The organism is Aeromonas sp. HMWF015 (assembly GCF_963878965.1).
In the GTDB taxonomy this organism is placed as follows: Bacteria; Pseudomonadota; Gammaproteobacteria; order Enterobacterales; family Aeromonadaceae; genus Aeromonas; species Aeromonas veronii.
Window position 1 is genome coordinate 28,172 of record NZ_CAWNZT010000096.1, and the last position, 14,152, is coordinate 42,323.

The following is a 14,152-nucleotide window of genomic DNA, read 5'->3' on the forward strand; positions in this document are numbered from 1 at the left end:
CGGCAGCGATACGAGCCTCTTCCGCAGCACGGACTTCGGCGGCGATACGAGCCTCTTCCGCAGCACGGGCTTCGGCAGCGATACGAGCCTCTTCCGCGGCGCGGGCGTCAGCAGCAATGCGAGCGGCTTCAGCGGCACGCTCCTCTTCGGCGATCAGCGCTTCGTTGACGATCACCGGCTCCAGGTCGGAAGCGCACTCCTCCACCACCAGTGGGCCGTGGTCGTCCAGCTCGGTCGGCAGGCAGCAATCATCTTGCAAAACGGGATTCTGTGCGCTGGCAGGCACTTCGGGGGCAACGGCCAGCGTACTATCGGAAACAGTTGTATCGGAAACGGGAGCGGGGGGAGCAGTGACCTCGGGCTCAACGGTAACGGGGGTGGCTTGGGGTGTCTGTGGTTGGACAGCCTCAGCCTCTTCTTTCTTGCGGCCGAAACCCAGCCAGGAAAACAAACCTTTTGCCATCTAAAAATACTCACATCAAAGGCTGACTGCTAAGATAGCCGTCCCTTGGCGGGTCGGCATAAAAATGAACCGCCTTATACTACCACTTTATTTTCTGACGATGAAACGCGATGCCCAGAGTGAAATCCAGCCGTAGCAACCCGAGCAAGAGTCCCGCCCCGCAAGGAAAATCGGGCTTTGTAAGAATCATCAGCGGCCAGTGGCGAGGCCGCAAATTGCCGGTCAAGGATGTGGAGGGGCTCAGACCCACCACGGATCGCGTCAAGGAGACCATCTTCAACTGGCTGGCCCCCCACATTCGTGGCACCCGCTGCCTGGATCTGTTTGCCGGTAGCGGCGGACTCGGACTGGAGGCGCTATCGCGCTATGCCGAGCAGGTGACCCTGATCGAAATGGACAAGGGGGCCGCCGACCAGATCAAGAAGAACCTGACAGCCCTCGGCAGCAGTCAGGGTCAGGTGATCCAGTCAGATGCAGTGAGCTGGCTACAAGGCCCGGCCACGCCGTTTGATTTGGTGTTCCTCGATCCGCCCTTTCGCCGCGAGCTGCTGCCGCAAGTGTGCGAACTGCTGGAGCAGCGCGGCTGGCTGGCGCCGGACGCCCTCATCTATCTGGAGCGGGAGAAGGAGATGGCCGATCTGGCGCTGCCCGCCAGCTGGCAACTACTCAAGGACAAGCAGGCAGGCCAAGTCTGCTACCAGCTCTATCTGCGGGACACCAAGAATGACGCTGCAGTTTAAAGGGGGGGATGGGCGCAGTGGCCCTCCCCGTCAATTTGGACAATGGCTCAAGGACAAGCAGGCAGGTCAGGTCTGTTATCAACTCTATCTACGGGAGGTAAACAATGAAGCGGGTCTTTAATCTGTTGGCGATGGGGCTGATATTGTTCTTCTGGTTTGGCGTGCTGGTGAGCCTGATTGCCCCGCTGCCCGGCAAACTCAACGGCTTTCTGCCGGTCTGCGGCGTGATCGTCGCCCTGCTGCACTGGCTGCAGGCCAGCATGATCAAGGCAGCTTGCAAACGCTACTTCGCTGTCACCAAGGCCGAATTTGTCACTGTGCTGATATTTGGCGTGTTTGGCATGGTCGACATTCGTCAGCGCCTGCAAGAGATCGTCAACGCCGCCCAGCGCGGCAATCTCTCGGACAAACCATAAAAGAAAAGGGGACGGCGGTAGCCGTCCCCTAGAGTCGTGTCGTCCTGTCCGTAGAACTGCAATGCTCCCTGCAATCCCTGACGTTATCCTAATCCTTTGGAATATCCCCTTTCCAATCCGTTGGCGTGTCCTGCGGCGTTCCTAGCCTGGCAATTCATCTTGAACTGCTTCACTGTCTCCATCCTGGAGGTGTCCATTACCACGTCCTGTGGGGTTCCTTGCGTCTTCCTGACAGATAACCATCCGGGTTATCTCACTTCATCCTGAAGTATTCCTCTCGCATCCGGCGAGGTCCTGTTCATCCTGAAGAACGAGGTTCCGTTCGTTCTGCTCCCATCCCGAGAGTGTCCTGCCGCATCCCGCGGTGTTCCTTTATTCATCCGTGACGATAACCATCCTGATTATCGAACTCATCCTGAGGTATCCCTTGTCCACATCCTGCGGACTATTCCATCTTTATGCGCTGCCCTGCATCCTGCCGGACCAGCTCCGTCCTTGTGAGACCCATACTAAGGAAATGCGCCCCCCGAACAAGGGCCATCCAATGATAAAGATCCGATGCAGCTCCCATCCCAAAATACAAACTTAAAAACTAACCCTTTAATATCAGTTAGTTATTTAGTTTCACGGGAAAGCTCGATCATTCTGGCATGGCTTCGCGTACGGCTCAAAGCGCCAGCCTCTTACAGTCGCTATGGCAGATCTCTTACACGTGTTTCGCCCCCAAAAACGGAGCAGGAAAACGGTTCAATCCTGACGTTAAGACTTAAAAATTAGTTGAATAAATATGCTTAAAAAAACCGCAAAAAAAGAGCCGAGACCAGGCTCGACTCTTCAACATTCCAATTTTTTAATCAGCTCAAGCGGTTGGCCGGATTGAGATAGGCCTTGCGCAACGATTCCGGTGCCAGCACCTCCAGTTCACCGCCGATGTTGTTCAACCAGCTGCGAAACTCCGGGGTGTCCTGCACTTCGGTCTCCACCACCACGCTGCGCTTGTCATAGCGGGTCATGCGCGGATTATTGCCGGGGATCTGGTTATCCACCAGCGACTGGCTGTTGGCATCGATCCGACCGACGAAGCGGATCGGGCCGCTCACATCCTGATAGCCCTGATCGCGGATCAGCTTCTGGATATTGAAATCCTTCGGCTGGGTGGCGCTGAAGTTGGTCAGCTCCACGTTCTTGATATGGTCAAACGGGATGCCGTAGACCTTGGGATCCAGCTCGGACAGAGTGCAGAGCAGGATCGGACCGTCCGGCTGATTGAGAATGCCGAGCGGGTTGATACGGTCGTAGCAGAGCCATACGGTGCGCTCTTTGATCACGCGCTGGATCTCGGCACTGAACTTGCGACCACGCCAGAGCGCATCGCGGATCAGGGTGCTGCGGCGGATCTCCGGGTTGCCGGCAAACGGACGCGGTGACTGGTGGACACTCTCCAGCCAGCGCTCGGCCAGTTCACTCTGGCTGTCGCGGATCACCTGGCTCGCCTTGTCGACCAGCGGGTTCAATTCAGTCAGTACACTCGCCGGCAACAGTTGGCTCGCCTGATCACTCCAGGTTTTCAGGGCCACCGCCAGCGAGAGCGGCATGATATTGGCAAAGTCGTTGAGGCCGTGGCGCTCGAAGCACCAGCCATGGGGTTTGCTGCGCTCGTCCGAGGTGAGGTCGAACAGTCCCATGCCGGACATTTCCTCCAGGTCCCGTTGCACGGTACGCAGACTGACGTGGATGCCTTCCTCTTCCAGTTTTACCTGGAGTTGGCTGGCGGTCAGCTTGTAAGGGCGGTGCGGGATGCAACGCGCCAAGGTCAGTTGTCGTAACAGCTTCTTGCTCATGGTGCTTGCCTTCACTGGTTTAGCGTTGACTGTATGCTAGTCGTGACTTGCGACAGTCTATGTCGCAAGTTTTGCTGCGACAACTGTCGCCATTTTCATACAAAACACACTAACCAATTGATTTACAAAGACAATGCACTCAAAAAAGGAGCCGCTGGAGGCTAAAATTAGCCAAAAATCCCTCAAATGAAAGTTCTATGTTGCGATTTATTGTTAGCATAAAACTCCGATTAATTAATTCATCTTAGAATATGATTTCAGGGGAGAGCATAACTCTCCCCTTTTGCTCACATAAGCCACGACCAGGCTGACTTGGTGATGGCCGCTCCGACCATGTAGCCAAACACCGCCAGCGCTGCCACACCGGCCACCAGCTTCTGACCGCGGGCCGGGCGCTTGAGCGCCATGACACCCAGACCGATATAGAGCACCAGTGCAATCAGCTTGGCCATCAGCCAGGGTTGTTGACCCGGGCTCAACTGCAAGGCCACCGCCAGCAACACACCAAACAGCAGCAGGAAGGTGTCGTTGATATGCGGCAGGATCTTCAGCCACTTCTGCTGCAACCGATCGCTGCCGGCCAGTGCCAGACTCCAGCGATAGATAAAGAGCAGCAGACTGACCAGCGCCAGCGTCATATGCAGGTGTTTTAACATGGGGTAATAGGCAATCATTTTGCTTCCTTGTCGTCGTCGGGTAGCCCGCTGTTCCAGTTGTGGGCATGGATACGCTCCTGCCCCTCCTCGTCGTCTTGCAACAGATCGGAGAGGATCTCCCGGTATTGCAGGCTCTTGTTGATATAAGTGTGTTCGTCGTCCAGATAGTTGACCTGCTCACGCAACAGCCAGTTATCGTGCTGCTTGAAGGTCTGCCCCGCCCGCCAGGCCTGGTTGGCCCGGAAACCGAGCTGGGTCAGGGCTTCCACCCCCAGATCGACCGCCGAGCCCAGGGTTTCCCGGTGCACGCTCTCGACCCCGTGGCGCAGGATCTCGTGGGCATGGGGCCGATCCAGCGCTCGCGCCAGGATCTTCAGGTGCGGGAAGTGCTTCTGCACCATCTCGATCACCGCCAGCGAGGTGGCAGGATCGTTGATGGAGAGCACCAGCAGCTTCGCCTTGTGCGCCCCGGCGGCATGGAGCAGGTCGATCCGGCTGGCATCGCCATAGAACACCTGATAACCATACTTGCGCAGGGTCTCTATCTGGCTGGCATCCTGCTCGAGGATGGTGGTGCCGATGCCGTGACCATGCAGCAGACGCCCCACAATCTGACCGAAGCGGCCGAAGCCCGCGATGATCACCGGATGCTCCACCAGCTCAGGTTGCTCATGCTGCGGCGCGTCGCTCTGGTTACGGTAATCGAACCAGGGCTGGATCACCCGATCGTTGAGGATCAGCAGCAGCGGGGTCAGCGCCATGGAGAGCGCCACCACCAGCGTCAGCAGCGAGATGGTCTCACCGGGCAGCACCCGGTTCTGGGCGGCAAACGAGAAGAGCACGAAGGCAAACTCGCCCCCTTGCGCCAACGCCAGCGCAAAGGTCCAGCGCTGACTCGGCGAGATGCGGATGGCAAAGCCGAGCGCCATCAGCACCAGCCATTTGAGCGCCATCAGACCAACCACCAGCGTCGGGATGAGAAAGGGGTGCTCGGCAAACAGGCCAAAATCGATCCCCGCCCCCACCGACATAAAGAACAGGCCGAGCAGCAAGCCCTTGAACGGCTCAATGTCCGCCTCCAGCTCGTGGCGATATTCGCTGTCGGCCAGCACCACACCGGCCAGGAAGGAGCCAAGAGCAGGCGAGAGTCCCACCGACTCCATCAGCACCGCGATGGCGATCACCAGCAGCAGGGCGGCGGCGACGAAGATCTCCCGCATGTGGGACTGGGCGATGGCACGAAACACCGGCCGCATCAGGTAGTGACCACCCAGCACGATGCCGGAGATCGCCGCGACCACCAGCAGGCCGTGCTGCCACCCCGCCAGCTCGGAGCCACCACTGCTGGCGACCGGCGCCATGGCCAGCAGCGGCAGGATCGCCAGGATCGGAATGACCGCAATATCCTGAAACAGCAGCACCGCAAAGGCGGAGCGACCGCTCTCGCTCTGCATCAGCTTACGCTCCTGCAGGCTCTGCAACACGATGGCGGTGGAGGAGAGCGCCAGAATGAGGCCGATAGCCAGCCCCTGTTGGAGCGGCAGACCGATCAGGTGCGCTACGCCTGTCAGTGCCGCCGTGGTGAGCAGCACCTGCAGGCCGCCGGTGCCGAGGATCGGCCCCTTCAACTGCCACAAGAGGGCCGGACGCAATTCAAGACCGACCAGAAACAGCATCAGCACCACGCCAAACTCGGCGAAGTGCATCACATCCTTCTGCTCCCCCACCAGCCCCAGCAGGAAGGGGCCAATGATGATTCCCGCCAGCAGATAACCGAGCACCGAGCCCAGCCCCCAGCGCTTGGCCAGCGGCACCGCGATAACGGCGGCGGAGAGATAGATAAAGGCATCAAACAGGATCCCGTGGCCCATCAGTCAGCCCTCCGTTTGAACGTCTGAGCCGACTCATAAGCACGGCCAACAAGCTGCCCGTGTTTCATCAGAGCACCTCCAGCAAGTCGCGCAGATAAGGACGCCCGGCCAGTTGCTCCGAGGTCAGCTGATCGTCACGCAGGGCGCAAAGCAGCTGGCGGTAGTCCTGACCGCAACGGCGCAGGGCGGCGGGATCCTTGATCTTGTGAAAGGAGTGCAGCACGAAAGGGGGCAGCCAGTTCATGCCGCACAAGGTGGCAGCCTGCTGAAATGGCAGCAGAAAATCGAGCAGCGGTCGGCTGTTGTAACCCTCGCTGCAGTAGGACTCCGGCGCCCCGCCGGTGGTGATGGCGCTCAGCCACTGCTTGCCCTTGAGGGCGTGGGCTTCGGGGCCGTAGGCGTAGCCATACTCCAGCACCAGATCCATCCACTCTTTCATGATGGCCGGACAGGAGTACCAGTAAAACGGGTGCTGAAAGACAATGATGTCATGATCACAGAGCAGCGCCTGCTCCCGCTTCACATCGATAAACATGTCGGGATAGTGCTGATAGAGGTCGTGAACCGTGACCCCCTCCAGCCCCTCAATCGCCTGCAACAGCTGCTTGTTGGCCCGCGAGCTCTGCAGCGCGGGATGGGAAAAAATAACCAGAATGCGTTTCATGACCACATCACCCGAACAAAGCCTTGCGGTGCAAGGCGAGGTAAACAGAAAAGGGGAGTCTGGGGAGCTGCATCGTAAAGGTGCACAGGAGAGCGACCTTATCAGGAAGCGCCATAGCCTGCCAACTCGGGGATCAGCTCCCGCAGCGCCGGATTGAGGGTCTGGTGGGCGGGATAGCAGAGCCCAATCCGGCGAAACATCCGCGGCCCGCTCACCGGCAGGGTACAGAGACCCGCCTCATCCTCCACCAGCCCGTCCGGCAGAAAACTGATGCCAACCCCAGCCAGCACCAGCGCCATCACCAGCCCCTTGCTCTCGGCCTTGGCCACCAGATTGAGGGTAAGCCGGTCACAGGCCAGCAGGCCGATAGTCTGCTGATGGGCTTCGCAGGGCGGGCACTCAATAAAATCATAATGTTGCAGCTCGGACAGCTCGCTCCTTTCGCGACTTGCAAGGGGATGGTCGACCGGCACGCAGAGCACGTAATCCTCCTCCCACAGCGGCAGAAAGATCTCGTCCTCCCGGCGCAAAGCATCCAGCGTCAAGCAGCAGTCGGCGGGGGTGGTGTAGTCGGAGAGGGTTAGATCCAGCTGCGGCAACACGCCCTGCACTTGCTGCAACAGCCCGGCCACCCGGCGGCGACTCAAGTCCGGCATGATGGCGATATTGAGCCTCGCACGCGTCGCTTTCTGGCGAAACAGCTCCGGCAAACGGCGCGCCTCCTCCACCAGCTTGACCGCGTGAGGATAGAGATAGTGGGCCGGATCTTTCGCCACCACCCCCTTCTTGCCCCGGACAAACAGGCTGTCACCGAGCGCCTCTTCCAGCTGGCGCAGCCCCGCCGAGAGGGAGGGCTGGCTGACGTGGCAGCGCTCGGCCGCCGCCGTGATGTTCTTCTCTTCATAGATGGCGATGAAGAAACGCAGCAATCTCAAGTCCAGCATAAACCAACCATAGTTTTTTCAGATGATAACCAGCTGAAAACAATATTTATCACTTATAGATGCAGTGACTATAGTGATTGGGTTCCGTGCTGGCCAGCCACCTGTTTGCTCAAACCGACTCTTGAATCAGAAGGAAAGACCCATGTCCAAATCTCTCGTCGTGATCACCGGCGCCTCCGCCGGGATCGGTGCCGCCATCGCCCGTGCCTTCTCTGCCGCCGGTCATCCGCTGCTGCTGCTGGCCCGCCGGGTCGAGCCGATGCAGGCACTGAATCTGCCCGATACCCTCTGCATCGGGGTCGATGTGACCGACACCGCCGCCATGAAAGCCGCCGTCCAGCAGGCAGAAGCCAAATTTGGCCCGGTCGGCTGTATGGTCAACAACGCCGGCGTCATGCTGCTGGGTCAAGCCGATGTGCAGGATCCCGCCGAGTGGCAGCAGATGCTCAACATCAACGTGATGGGTGTGCTGAACGGCGTGCACGCAGTGCTGGCAGGCATGAAGGAGCGCCGCAGCGGTACCATCATCAACATCAGCTCCATCGCCGGTCGCAAGACCTTCCCGAACCATGCCGCTTACTGCGCCACCAAGTTCGCCGTGCACGCCCTGACCGAGAACATCCGGGAAGAGGTGGCTGATGTGGGCGTGCGGATGGTGACCATTGCCCCGGGTGCGGTCGAGACCGAACTGCTCAGCCATACCACCGACGAGAGCATCAAGGCCGGTTACCACGACTGGAAAGATCAGATGGGCGGCGTCATTGCGCCGGAAGTGATCGCCGATGCCGTGCTCTACGCCTGGAACCAGCCTGCCAACGTCTGCGTGCGCGAGATCGTGCTGGCGGCCACCCGTCAGCAACCTTAATACGGGCTGACTGACACCATGGGGAGGGCTTGACCCTCCCCCGGGGCACAGGGTTACCATGTGCCCCTTGTTATTTTCGAGTCATTCCATGGTTCTCACCCGTCGCCAACTCGCTCACGCCCGTCGCTGGCTCCCCTTGTGGAGTCTGGTGCTGGTGTTAATGTCGTTTGGCAGCCGGGCCGCAACCGACCTCTGTACCCTGACCACCCACTGCAGCCAGAGCGAACGCACTCTGGAAAAAGCGATGCCCTGCGGCAGCTTTACCACCGCCCTCTCGATGACGCTGGTGGGCAGCGACAGCCTGACGGTCGCCATGCTGGAACCGGATACCCCCGACTTCGCCTCCCCCTCTCTCTTTATGCCGGACGCCCCGTGCGAGCGGCTCGAACGTCCCCCACGCACCCGGATCTGAAACGCATCCCGTATCGGGCATCTTTTCTTTCAATCTGAGGTGAGTGATGTACAAACCCCTGTTACTGGCCATGCTGGCCGGTACCGTCAGCTTTTCGGCCCTCGCGGCCGAGAAGATGACCGTCTACAAATCCAAATATTGTGGCTGCTGCCAAAGCTGGAACGAGCACATGGAGCAGAATGGCTTCGAACTGGACGTTATCGAAACCGAACAGCTCGGCGCAGTGAAGCAGCAATACGGTATCGCGCCGGAACTGGCTTCCTGCCATACCGGTATCGTCAATGGCTATGTGATCGAGGGGCATGTACCGGCCGCCGACGTGCAGAAGCTGCTCAGGGAAAAACCGGCGATCCGTGGCCTGACCATTCCGGGCATGCCCCAGAGTGCGCCGGGCATGGATATTCCGGGTCATCCCTATGAGGTACTGAGTATCAGCAACGAGGGCGCGACCAACCGCTGGTCGAGCTACCCCGGCTGACGAAAACTGGTCATGAGAGGGCACTCCCATATCATGTGAGGCACACCTGAGCGGACTCTTGCCGCTCATGGCCAGAAAGAGGGCCGCTATCGCGAGATAGCGGCTTTTTTTGATTACATTTCCTGCAATAACAAGGGATTGCTTGCAACCACCGGCAACAAGGGGCAGATTTAATGCCAATTCATGGAGCCGATGCTCAGGTCTACCAACCCTTTCCAGCGCCAAGGATGCGACATGTTTACCTTTTCCCGAGGAGTTCTGCTGCTAGCCTTTCTGACAGTTCTCCCCCCCACTTATGCCAATGAAGAGCCCGCCATGCTGACAAGCGAACATCCAATCCAGCCGCCCGTGGCCGCCAAACATCCCCGCACCCTGAAAAAACACGGGGATACCCGCATCGACAACTACTACTGGCTGCGCGACGACCAGCGTCAGGCGCCGGAAGTGTTGCAATACCTCGAGGCCGAGAACGCCTACACCGAGGCCATGCTCAAGCCGACCCAGCCCCTGCGCGAACAACTCTATAAAGAGATGGTGGCCCGCATCCCCCAGCAGGATGAGTCGGTACCCTATGTGAAGAACGGCTACCGCTACCAGACCCGCTATGAGCCGGGCAAGGAGTACGGGATCTATTCGCGCACCAAGCTCGGTGAAGAGCAGGCGAGTCTGCTGCTCGACAGCAACCTGCGGGCTGAAGGGCACGAGTTCTATGCCCTCGGCGCCCTTGAAGTGAGCCGCAACAACCGCTGGCTGGCGGTGGCGGAAGATTTCCTCTCCCGCCGTCAGTACCAGATCCAGTTCCTCGATCTGGAGAGCGGCAAGTGGGCCGCCGACACGCTGGAGAACACCTCCGGCAATCTGGTGTGGGCCAACGACAACAAGACCGTCTTCTATGTGCGCAAGCACCCGCAGACCCTGCTGCCGTACCAGGTCTATCGCCATACGCTCGGGACGGATCCGGCCACGGACAAGCTGGTCTACGAGGAGAAGGATGACTCCTTCTACGTCAGCCTCTACGCCACCACCTCGGAAGATTTCATCGTCATCGCTCTCTCCAGCACGACTACCGGCGAAGCACGGCTGATCGATGCCAACCAGCCGGAGCACGCCCCCCGCCTGTTCCTGCCCCGTCAGGTGGATCACGAATACAGCCTGGATCACTACCGCGGCCGCTTCTATGTGCGCTCCAACAAGGACGGCAAGAACTTCGGCCTCTACGAGACCAAGGAGAGCCCGGTCGATCGCTGGAAGGCGGTGATTGCCCCCAATCCGGACGTGCTGCTGGAGAGCTACGCCCTGTTCAAGGATTGGCTGGTATTGGAAGAGCGCAACAAGGGGCTGACCCGACTGCGCCAGATCAACTGGCAGAGCGGTGACGAGAAGGAGATCGCCTTCGACGATCCCGCCTATGTCACCTGGCTCGCCTACAACCCGGAGCCAGATACCAGCGCCCTGCGTTATGGCTACTCCTCCATGACCACCCCCGCCTCCACTTATGAGCTGGATATGGCGAGCGGCAAGCGCACCCTGCTCAAGCAGCAGCCGGTGGCCGGCTTCAAGGCCGATCAGTACGCCAGCGAGCGACTCTGGGTGACCGCCCGCGACGGCGTATCGGTGCCGGTGTCGCTGGTCTATCGCAAGGACAAGTTCAAGAAAGAGCAAGCTGATGCGCCCAAGAATCCGCTGCTGGTCTATGGCTATGGATCCTACGGCGCCAGCATGGATCCCGACTTCAGCAGCTCGCGCCTGAGCCTGCTGGATCGCGGCTTCGTCTACGCCATCGCTCATATCCGGGGTGGCGAAGAGCTGGGCCGTCACTGGTACGAAGATGGCAAACTGCTGAAAAAGCAGAACACCTTCAATGACTTCATCGATGTCACCAAGGCGCTGGTTGAGCAAGGCTACGGTGCCAAAGATCAGGTCTACGCCATGGGCGGCAGCGCCGGTGGTCTGCTGATGGGAGCGGTCATCAATCAGGCGCCTGAACTCTATCGCGGCGTGGTGGCGCAGGTGCCGTTCGTCGATGTGGTCACCACCATGCTGGACGAGTCGATTCCCCTCACCACCGGGGAGTATGACGAGTGGGGCAACCCGAACCAGAAGCGCTACTACGACTACATGAAGAGCTACAGCCCCTACGATCAGGTGAAGGCGCAAGCCTACCCCAACCTGCTGGTCACCACCGGGCTGCACGACTCGCAAGTACAGTATTGGGAGCCCGCCAAGTGGGTCGCCAAGCTGCGCGAGCTGAAGACGGATGATAACAAGTTGTTACTGAACACTGACATGGACGCCGGCCACGGCGGCAAGTCGGGCCGCTTCAAAGCCTACGAGGATATCGCGCTGGAATACGCTTTTATCCTGGATCTGGCCACCCCGGCCAACTGATCCATCATGACCCCGGCCCTTGTCACGCAAGGGCCGCATAAGAATCCCCCATCACTCCCCGCCATACCCGTCGAATTAATCTCCGATCAAAAAATTGATGACCGACATCAAACTTTTCAATATTTAACGCTGCTTTTTTGCCGTTTTGTTTGATTTGTGTTGGTGTAATGTGCTTAATCGAAGTCGTTATCGCTTTTTATTTGGCCCCTCTGGGGCCAAATTATCTTCTGCTGGCAGGACGCCGGTTATCTCACCGCAGGATGATGGTGGCTTTTTTTGGGAGGGGGTAACAGCCTGACCTTTCCTCGTACGAGGCCCTATCGGCAAGCTCGGCGCAGAACGGGACTTGACCGCACATTCACCCGTGGAACGGGTGAGATAAATCAATGAAAAGGATGGAATAGATGAAAGGATTAACTTTGGCGTGCGCCCTGTCGGCAGCTCTGGTCGGAGTCTCATTCGGTGGTCCGGTACAAGCGCAGGAGCGCTTCGTGACCATAGGCACCGGCGGTCAGACCGGCGTCTACTATGTCGCTGGCCAGTCCATCTGCCGCTTCCTCAATCGCGGCGCTGCCGATCACCAGATCAAGTGCAACGCCCCGGCAAGTGGCGGTGGTGTTGCCAACGTCAACGGCATCCGCAGCGGTGAATTCAACTTCGGCATCATGCAATCCGACCACCAGTTCAAGGCGATGAAAGGGCTGCCACCGTTCCAGGCCGAAGGGGCCATGGACGATATGCGCGCCGTCTTCTCCCTGCAGAGCGAGGTGTTCACCATTCTGGCTCGCCGCGATGCCAAGATCGCCAGCTTCGACGATCTGAAAGGCAAGCGCGTCAACATCGGCAACCCGGGCTCTGGCCAGCGTGACACCATGGAAGAGATCATGGCGGTCAAAGGCTGGAAGAAGGGTGACTTCGGTCTGGTCTCCGAGCTGAAACCGGCCGAACAGGCCTCCGCCCTCGGTGACAACAACATCGACGCCATGAGCTACTTCGTCGGTCACCCGAACGGTGCCATTCAGGAAGCCTCCACCACCACTGATGCGGTATTGGTACCTGTGACCGGCGCCGACATCGACAAACTGCTGGCCGAGAAGAGCTACTACAGCAAGGCCGAGATCCCGGGCGGCATCTACAAGGGCAGCGACAAGCCGACCCCCTCCATCGGTGGCAAAGCGGTGCTCTCCACCAGCGCCAAAACTGATCCGGAAGTGGTCTATCAGCTGGTCAAGTCGGTGTTTGACAACCTGGATCGCTTCAAGCGCCTGCACCCTGCCTTTGCCGACCTGAAAGAGGCCGACATGATCAAGGTAGGTCTCTCTGCACCGCTGCATGAAGGGGCTGCCCGCTACTACAAAGAGCGCGGCTGGCTCTGATTGAAGGCCCCGGGGCCTTTGTCACTCTCTTCGACACCCGTCTGCCGCCTGATTGCGGGGGCGGGTGTCGCTCTTGTTGTACTCGTTGGCACAAGTTAACCCTATGCAAGATAAACAACTCTCTACCGAGGAACTGATCGCCCAGGATGTGGGTGCTCGCCTGCCGCTGGGCCCGCTGGGCTGGATCATCACAGCACTGGCGCTGGCCTGGTCGCTGTTCCAGCTCTGGATCGCCTCGCCACTCCCCTTCATGGTGGGGTTTGGCGTACTCAATGACACCGAAACCCGCTCCATTCACCTCACCTTCGCCCTGTTGCTGGCGTTTCTGGTGTTCCCGGCATTTCGCTCCTCACCGCGGGATCGGGTGCCCCTCGGCGATATCGCCCTCGGCCTGATTGCTGCGGGCGCCGCCTCTTACCTGTTTGTGATGTATGAAGCACTGGCGCTGCGTCCCGGCACCCTCACCACCGCCGATCTGGTGACCGCCTGCATCGGCATTCCGCTGCTGCTGGAAGCGGCGCGCCGCGCCCTGGGGCCGGCACTGGCGGTCATCGCTATCGTCTTTCTGATCTACAGCCTGGCGGGCCCCTGGATGCCGGGACTGCTGGCACATCGCGGGGTAGGCTTTACCGCGCTGGCCAACCACCAGTGGATCACCACTGAAGGGGTATTCGGCATCGCCCTTGGCGTCTCCACCAGCTTCGTGTTCCTGTTCGTGCTGTTCGGCGCCCTGCTGGAGCGGGCCGGTGCCGGTCACTACTTTATCCAGCTCGCCTTCAGCCTGCTCGGTCACCTGCGCGGCGGCCCAGCCAAGGCGGCAGTGGTCGCCTCCGGCCTCACCGGTCTCATCTCCGGCTCGTCGATTGCCAACGTGGTGACCACCGGCACCTTCACCATCCCGATGATGAAAAAGGTGGGCTTCAGTTCAGAGAAGGCGGGGGCGGTGGAAGTGGCCTCCTCGGTCAACGGCCAGATCATGCCACCTGTGATGGGTGCTGCGGCTTTCCTGATGGTCGAATACGTGGGCATCCCCTATGT

General features: G+C 59.5%; 13 protein-coding genes and 1 pseudogene. 8 read left to right on the forward strand and 6 right to left on the reverse strand.

The genetic code is table 11. The features are described 5' to 3' along the window. Positions 1-463, reverse strand: a pseudogene (locus tag AACS18_RS23065) (signal recognition particle-docking protein FtsY); the annotation flags it as partial. A 110-nt stretch (positions 464-573) separates the two neighbouring features. On the opposite strand from AACS18_RS23065, the gene rsmD reads away from it, so the two are divergent. Both rsmD and AACS18_RS04495 read left to right on the forward strand, forming a co-directional pair. Further along, a complete protein-coding gene (gene rsmD / locus AACS18_RS04490) occupies positions 574-1,203 on the forward strand; it encodes a 16S rRNA (guanine(966)-N(2))-methyltransferase RsmD (RefSeq protein WP_021231566.1) in 630 nt (209 codons plus the stop codon). 104 nt (positions 1,204-1,307) lie between these two features. Beyond that, positions 1,308-1,619, forward strand: coding sequence for a DUF1145 domain-containing protein (locus AACS18_RS04495; protein WP_005342853.1), 312 nt, complete (start codon positions 1,308-1,310; stop codon positions 1,617-1,619). Positions 1,620-2,473: 854 nt separating this feature from the next. Here AACS18_RS04495 and AACS18_RS04500 read toward each other — a convergent pair. The 5 genes from AACS18_RS04500 to AACS18_RS04520 form a co-directional block, all read right to left on the reverse strand. After that, on the reverse strand, positions 2,474-3,460 hold the full coding sequence (locus AACS18_RS04500; RefSeq protein WP_005339987.1) for a helix-turn-helix transcriptional regulator: 987 nt from the start codon (positions 3,458-3,460) through the stop codon (positions 2,474-2,476). Positions 3,461-3,747: 287 nt separating this feature from the next. Next, a complete protein-coding gene (locus AACS18_RS04505) occupies positions 3,748-4,134 on the reverse strand; it encodes a SirB2 family protein (RefSeq protein ID WP_108613799.1) in 387 nt (128 codons plus the stop codon). Beyond that, complete coding sequence (locus tag AACS18_RS04510; protein ID WP_108541699.1) at positions 4,131-5,987, reverse strand: monovalent cation:proton antiporter-2 (CPA2) family protein; 1,857 nt, start codon at positions 5,985-5,987, stop codon at positions 4,131-4,133. Before AACS18_RS04510 ends, AACS18_RS04505 begins: the two co-directional genes overlap by 4 nt. Positions 5,988-6,054: 67 nt before the next feature. Then, positions 6,055-6,651, reverse strand: coding sequence for a glutathione-regulated potassium-efflux system oxidoreductase KefF (kefF, locus tag AACS18_RS04515; protein WP_108613800.1), 597 nt, complete (start codon positions 6,649-6,651; stop codon positions 6,055-6,057). 101 nt (positions 6,652-6,752) lie between these two features. Then, positions 6,753-7,595, reverse strand: a complete 843-nt coding sequence (locus AACS18_RS04520; protein WP_108613801.1) for a LysR family transcriptional regulator — start codon at positions 7,593-7,595, stop codon at positions 6,753-6,755. Positions 7,596-7,737: 142 nt separating this feature from the next. On the opposite strand from AACS18_RS04520, the gene AACS18_RS04525 reads away from it, so the two are divergent. The 6 genes from AACS18_RS04525 to AACS18_RS04550 all read left to right on the forward strand — a co-directional run. Then, positions 7,738-8,460: an SDR family oxidoreductase gene (locus AACS18_RS04525; protein WP_005348556.1), complete on the forward strand. Its 723-nt coding sequence runs from the start codon at positions 7,738-7,740 to the stop codon at positions 8,458-8,460. An 88-nt stretch (positions 8,461-8,548) separates the two neighbouring features. Further along, positions 8,549-8,872 carry a hypothetical protein gene (locus AACS18_RS04530; RefSeq protein ID WP_108613802.1) on the forward strand — a complete coding sequence of 108 codons (324 nt, stop codon included), beginning with the start codon at positions 8,549-8,551 and terminating at the stop codon, positions 8,870-8,872. A 46-nt stretch (positions 8,873-8,918) separates the two neighbouring features. Beyond that, on the forward strand, positions 8,919-9,350 hold the full coding sequence (locus AACS18_RS04535; RefSeq protein ID WP_005348551.1) for a DUF411 domain-containing protein: 432 nt from the start codon (positions 8,919-8,921) through the stop codon (positions 9,348-9,350). Between the two features lie 234 nt (positions 9,351-9,584). Next, entirely contained in the window at positions 9,585-11,738 is a 2,154-nt protein-coding gene (locus AACS18_RS04540) for a S9 family peptidase (protein WP_181363408.1), read from the forward strand. Between the two features lie 404 nt (positions 11,739-12,142). Further along, on the forward strand, positions 12,143-13,114 hold the full coding sequence (locus tag AACS18_RS04545) for a TAXI family TRAP transporter solute-binding subunit (protein ID WP_005339950.1): 972 nt from the start codon (positions 12,143-12,145) through the stop codon (positions 13,112-13,114). A 103-nt stretch (positions 13,115-13,217) separates the two neighbouring features. After that, positions 13,218-14,152: TRAP transporter permease (locus AACS18_RS04550; RefSeq protein ID WP_146184850.1), on the forward strand; the 935-nt coding region annotated here is incomplete at its 3' end.